Here is a 2,861-nt window from a genome sequence, read left to right on the forward strand (position 1 = left end):
ATCCCATTCCGAACTCCGAAGTCAAGCCCGCCTGCGGCAATGGTACTGCACCCTTAGGTGTGGGAGAGTAGCTCTGCGCAGCCTTTTAATCTTAAATCCCACTTCAAAAGAAGTGGGATTTTTTTTGCCTTTTTCATTTTTCTATTCTTTTTAAATTGAAAATCATTTATTAGAATTATTTTTAAAATTAGAGTAAAATCTTATTCATTTCATGAAAAACTGAAATAATATTTTCATGAAATGAATATGTATTGACTGCTAAATTAACAAAGTATAATGCTTGAGTTAGTTTGGCTGAATTGTTAGCTCTCTCTTTCTTTTTTGAAACTCTAACTTTTCTTAGTCTTTGAACTATGCCTTTAATCCTCATTCAAAAGTAATAAAATATGATAATCCTTGATAGCTATTTAAAAATGTTGAATATAGAGCAATTGACTCCTATTCAGAAAAAATGTATTGAACCCATTTTTAATTCACAATCCGTTTTTGCTCTCGCACCAACTGGGTCTGGAAAAACGTTAGCATTTGTTTTGCCCTTATTATTAAAAATTGATTCTCAGTTAAGAGAACATCAGACATTGATTTTAGTTCCAACAAGAGAGCTCGGAAATCAAATTGCTATTGTTGCTACTAAGGTAGCAAATGCTATTCAATCCATTGATAAAAAAAATATTTTAATACGGACAGCATTTGGTGGAACACCAATCGCTTCCCAAATTGAAGAACTATCAAGAAAACCACATGTTATTATTGCTACACCTGGCCGTGCTATCGATTTACTTGAAAGAGAAGCTATTTCTTTTGATCATTTAAAAAGCTTAGTTCTAGATGAAGCTGATATCATGGTTGGAATGGGATTTTCTGATCAAGTAGAAGAAATTTGTAATTATCTTCCTATCGAATTACAAGTATGTCTTTTTTCAGCAACTAAAAATGATAAAGTAAGTATGCTTGAAAACTTACTCCTAAAAAATGCAAAATTTATTACTGCGAAAATAGATAATGAATCCTCGGGTGAGAATCATCTTCAGTCTCCAAATATCAATCATTATTTTTATTTAACATCTAAAGAAAATAAATATAAAAGTCTGACTGAAATTTTAAAAAACTCAGATCACAAACAAAATCAAAAAGGGATTATTTTTTGCCATACAAGAGAAACATCTCATCATTTAGCAGAATCTTTAAAAAAAGATGGTTTTAAAGCAGATGCTTTGACAGGTGAACTTGGACAAGTTCATAGAAATAGCATTATGAGAAATTTTAAAACTGGAAATTTAAAATATTTAGTTGCTACAAATATTGCTGCAAGGGGAATTGATATATCTCTATTACCATTAGTAATTCATTTTGATATTCCTTATACAAATGAAGAGTACATTCATAGATCTGGACGAACAGGCAGAGCTGGTAATTTTGGTTCCTCAGTTGCATTATGTGAAGATAAAAATTTAAATTACTATTTAAATATGATGAAAGAAATAGGAATATCTTCAAAAAAATATGAGTTTGAAAGCCTAAAAGAACAAAAAGTTCAAAATAGTTTTTCAGAACAAAAAATGAATTTTGTTAAAATGTATATTAATAAAGGTAAACAAGATAAAATGCGTCCAGGAGATGTTGTGGGTGCTTTTATAAATGAATTATCTTTTGCTAAAGAAGATGTTGGAAATATCTTTATTTTTGATAATTTTACTCATGTGGAAATTAATGAAGATAAAATAGAAGTAGTTAAAAAATCTAAATTTAAAATAAAAAATCTTCAAGTCAGAATAACGGAAGCAAAATAATTAAGTTTGACTTTTTTTAAATATATCAATTATTTCATGATATTCAGAGCTATTAACAAGAACATCATCTAAAATTATATTTTTAAGAAAATCTATGTTTCCTTGATCTTTTGTTATTGCTAAATATGATGGCAAATAATGAGGGTTTTTTTGTTCATGGTCAGAACTACTTATAATATTTTTTTTAATTAAGTAATCAACCCATATTTCAACATCAATTGGATTGATATCTGTAACCTTTGTTATATATGCCTCAGAAGAAGGAATATTTTGATATCGATATAGATTTCGAATTGTTTTGTAAATTTTTAGGCAATCTACAATTCCTTTACTTGGGAAAATATTAAATGTGGAATTTTTTTTGAAAAATATTATTTTTTGAGTAGCAATAGTAAATGAAGAGCCTGTTAAAATTGTGAGCCAAATCAAACGTATCCAAACGAAAAATAATACAGCTATAATGGGAACAGAGCCATATATGTGGCTAGGATCTGTTGCTAGGGCTCTTTTTGCGATATGAACGTTTACGAATTGAAGAATTTCAAATAAAATATTTGCGATAATTCCGCCAACTAATGCAGACTTAAAATTTATTTTTTTACTTGGAATTGTGTAAAAAATGATAACAAAAAAAATCCATTGAAATAGAATTCCAAATGAAAATCTGAATATTTTAATAGAAAGATTATTTATAAAAATTAAATCATTTATTTTTATAAAATGAATAAATGTATCAGATTTAATGGATGCTAATGCAAATAAAAAAGGGGCTAATGTTATAATTAACCAGCATTTTGATATTCTATTTAATATATTTGATTTGTTTTTAAACTCCATAATCTCATCTATGGTATCTTCAATTTTTAATATTAATAATATTACAGTAAATAAAAATGTTAAAAAAGAAATAACTCCTAATTCTTTTAACTGAAGATTCGATATAATAGATTGTAAATATGACAATATTTCAGAACCAGCATGATTCCCAAGTGTCCTCCCAATAAGTGCATTTTACAAACACAATGAATGGAATTAAATTTTTTATAGAGAGTGGTTTTTGATTTTGTTGAT

General features: G+C 27.5%; 2 protein-coding genes and 1 rRNA gene. 2 read left to right on the top strand and 1 reads right to left on the bottom strand.

Going from position 1 to position 2,861, the window contains the following annotated elements; translation table 11 throughout:
- Together rrf and ACIQ56_RS16360 are read left to right on the top strand one after the other, a co-directional pair.
- Positions 1–84 (top strand): 5S ribosomal RNA (gene rrf / locus ACIQ56_RS16355); the annotation flags it as partial.
- 302 nt (positions 85–386) lie between these two features.
- Positions 387–1,790 carry a DEAD/DEAH box helicase gene (locus ACIQ56_RS16360; protein WP_397602105.1) on the top strand — a complete coding sequence of 468 codons (1,404 nt, stop codon included), beginning with the start codon at positions 387–389 and terminating at the stop codon, positions 1,788–1,790.
- Here the strand turns inward: ACIQ56_RS16360 and ACIQ56_RS16365 are convergent, their stop codons facing one another.
- Positions 1,791–2,753 carry a YhjD/YihY/BrkB family envelope integrity protein gene (locus ACIQ56_RS16365; RefSeq protein WP_397602106.1) on the bottom strand — a complete coding sequence of 321 codons (963 nt, stop codon included), beginning with the start codon at positions 2,751–2,753 and terminating at the stop codon, positions 1,791–1,793.
- Positions 2,754–2,861: the final 108 nt, after the last annotated feature.

Origin of the sequence: Silvanigrella sp., assembly GCF_044369315.1 — a bacterium.
Classification (GTDB): domain Bacteria; phylum Bdellovibrionota_B; class Oligoflexia; order Silvanigrellales; family Silvanigrellaceae; genus Silvanigrella.